The 3,079-nt window shown below is 42.4% G+C and carries 3 protein-coding genes, 1 tRNA gene and 1 rRNA gene; 3 read left to right on the top strand and 2 right to left on the bottom strand.

Annotation, left to right across the window (positions count from 1 at the left end; genetic code table 11):
* Together rrf and B9J87_RS17580 are read left to right on the top strand one after the other, a co-directional pair.
* Positions 1-83 (top strand): 5S ribosomal RNA (rrf, locus tag B9J87_RS18080); the annotation flags it as partial.
* 29 nt (positions 84-112) lie between these two features.
* Positions 113-189 (top strand) — tRNA-Asp (locus B9J87_RS17580).
* A gap of 273 nt (positions 190-462) precedes the next feature.
* Here the strand turns inward: B9J87_RS17580 and pssA are convergent.
* Both pssA and B9J87_RS17570 read right to left on the bottom strand, forming a co-directional pair.
* A complete protein-coding gene (gene pssA / locus B9J87_RS17575) occupies positions 463-1,803 on the bottom strand; it encodes a CDP-diacylglycerol--serine O-phosphatidyltransferase (RefSeq protein ID WP_017042786.1) in 1,341 nt (446 codons plus the stop codon).
* Between the two features lie 98 nt (positions 1,804-1,901).
* A complete protein-coding gene (locus tag B9J87_RS17570; RefSeq protein WP_013857960.1) occupies positions 1,902-2,384 on the bottom strand; it encodes a GNAT family N-acetyltransferase in 483 nt (160 codons plus the stop codon).
* A gap of 8 nt (positions 2,385-2,392) precedes the next feature.
* Between B9J87_RS17570 and murB the strand changes: the two genes are divergently transcribed.
* Positions 2,393-3,079: UDP-N-acetylmuramate dehydrogenase (gene murB, locus B9J87_RS17565; RefSeq protein ID WP_094151989.1), on the top strand; the 687-nt coding region annotated here is incomplete at its 3' end.

Raw genomic sequence — 3,079 nt, 5'->3', positions numbered from 1 at the left:
TCCATGCCGAACTCAGAAGTGAAACACAACAGCGCCGATGGTAGTGTGGGGTCTCCCCATGTGAGAGTAGGACATCGCCAGGCTTTGAATATTGTCTAACCAGACACGCTGCGGAGCGGTAGTTCAGTTGGTTAGAATACCGGCCTGTCACGCCGGGGGTCGCGGGTTCGAGTCCCGTCCGCTCCGCCACTTATTAAGAAGCCCTGCTAGTAATAGCAGGGCTTTTTCGTTTGAGTTTCAATGAGATGCTTAAGTCGTTTTAAGCTCTCTCTATTGCAACTAGATTCCCTGTGCTTATTCCTTGATGTCCTCTTGAGCGCTGAAATTCTTTTGGCTTATGTTCATCGAACAGAGTAGCTGCATGAAAGGCGCTACTATCTCAATCTATAGCCATATGAAAACAACGTGTAGGCATATAAAAAAGCCGACATGTGGTGTCGGCTAATCGTCTAGTGTTGTGCTTTACAGAATCTGTTTGAGCACTCTATCGGCCTTAACTCGCGTTACTTTGCGTAGTAGTTTTTGTACCGCATCAGGGTAGTTTTCTATCTTCTCTAGTTGTTTGTAGGTACAAATAAGTTGAGTGTGTCGAAGGATGTTGTCGATCTCTTGCTCAAACTTAGGTGTTAAGTGGTGATAGTGATCTTGGATGAGAATGGCATTTTCGAGATCGAGCTTCCATGCTCTTGGATTTAAGTTATTACCAGTGATCAACATGTAGCGCTTATCCACCCATACGCCTTTTAGATGGAAGCTATTCTCTTCATGTTTCCAGAGATGGATAGAAAGATTTCGACTGGCAATATGGGCTTCATTTACTTTGGCAAAACGGCGTAGATTAAGCTCATATAAATAAGGTAAGCCGCCGATTGTCTTGAAGGTTTGCTCTGGGGAAATATAGAAATCGTTTGCCGTTTTATCGCCAACGACAATGTGAACTTTTACACCCCGTTTCAATGCTTTCTTAACTTCTTTAGCGACACTTTTTGGAAAATTGAAATACGGAGTGCAGATAAAGACTTCATCTTTAGCATGAGCGATCAGTTGGTTAATATTGTGGTTGAGTTTATTTCGACGCTTTCCAATACCTACCAGTGGCGTCAAAGCAACTTGATCGGCTGTTGGGATCTGTGACTCAAACTCATAGTTTGCTGTTGCTAGAGAGGCTCTAAATTGCCGAATGTCAGTTTTGATATCTTTCGTCGTTGGTTTCGATGTGTTTGATAAGTCATTGACAGCAGGATGACTTATCATTTTTTGCTGAATAAATTGTACCATGCTATCGGCAAGAGATTGATTGTCGATGGTGTGATAGCGGTCGAATCGATAGCGCTCTTTGTGATGCAAATAAACGTTATTAAGGCTTGCTCCGCTATAGATCACCTGGTCGTCGACAATAAAACCTTTGAGATGTAAAACACCAAAAACTTCGCGACCTCGCACGGGGATGCCGTATACGGGAATGGCGTGTTCGTGGTTCTGAGAGAACTCTTGATACATTGAAGCATTGCCTTCCGAAGCGGCCGCACCAATTAATCCACGTTGCGCTCTATGCCAATCAACGCAAATCGCAATATCTAAGCCAGGGTTTCTTTGCTTGGCATTATATAGCTCCGTTAAAACTTCTCTGCCTGCTTCGTCATCTTCTAAATACAGCGCTACAAGATAGATTCGTTTACTTGCCTGACGGATCGACTGGATCAGATGATTTTTAAATTCTTTTGCCGAAAATAAAACTTCAAAATGATCCGGTGATTGTGCGATGGTCGGCAATCGCTCGAATGGGTTTCTATGAGCAATCATATTGGATGATTTACCTTACTTATTTGCAAAATTGCGAACTGGGGATATTACCAAATTCAACGGTTCAATTGCTAGAAAAGCCGCGCATTCTCGTCATACTAGCCTAGGTATCTCATAGGAATGAGATCTTTACCACTGGATACATAGCGCTCAAACCGTTGCATAAGAGCTATTGGTAGTTCTTCTGTCATTATGGAGTGAAAACCATGACGAGCATAAAAGGGCTCAAGATGAGCGTATGCGAAGCAATAATCCTGATTATTGAGAATATTCTCGCTGCAATAATTGAGCAACTGCGACCCAATCCCTTTTTTTTGGTTTTCTGGCAGCACAAGCATGCCAGTCAGTAATCGATATACATCAATATTTTTAAATCTGACAACAGCAGATATCTGCCCATCGAGCGTGCCTATAACGCACAATTCATCTTTCCTAGCTTTTGCTGAAGGGTAATGTTCTTTGTACATTCGCTTGATCAAAGGAAGTTTTATCGGGGGGAGTATGTCAAATTGTAGTTGCCACATTTCTTCCTGCTTCGAATAGTTATCTGTTGTAGAATGGCGTGAGTTTAATTTATCCATAGAATGCCATGCAATTACATCCCAATGCGAGCTTAAAAAAATACCACACTTTTGGCCTAGAACAATCTTGTCAATTATTAGCTGAAGTTTTCTCTGTGCAAGATTTGGTGGAAATTTACCAGAGCGCAGAATGGCAGACTTTGCCTAAGTTGATGTTAGGAAAAGGTAGCAATGTCCTTTTTACTTGTGATTTTCAAGGAATGGTTTTAAGCAACCAACTGAAAGGGTTACAGCACACGCAGGATGATAATTACCATTATTTGCATGTTTCTGGTGGTGAGGATTGGCCTTCACTTGTTGAATGGGCAGTGAAGCAAAATATTGCAGGTCTTGAAAATTTGGCTTTGATACCTGGTTGTGCAGGTTCTGCTCCTATCCAAAATATTGGCGCTTATGGTGTAGAGTTTCAAGATGTGTGTGATTACGTTGATTATCTCTGTTTAGACTCCTTAACCGTCAAGCGCCTGAGCGCCAAACAATGTCTATTTGGTTATCGTGATTCTATTTTTAAGCACGCTTTGCACAGTAACGCGATCGTTGTAGCGGTAGGACTAAAGCTATTGAAGCAATGGCAACCCGTACTGAATTATGGACCTTTGCAAGAACTGGATAGTCACACCTGCCAAGCTATTGATATTTATACACGGGTATGCGCTACTCGCAATGCCAAATTACCCGATCCGCGGGTGCTAGGT

This window comes from Vibrio sp. V19_P1S1T109 (genome assembly GCF_002241375.1).
GTDB lineage: Bacteria > Pseudomonadota > Gammaproteobacteria > Enterobacterales > Vibrionaceae > Vibrio > Vibrio anguillarum.
Note: the sequence above shows the minus strand (reverse complement) of the source record. Positions and strands in the feature narration are given on the sequence as shown.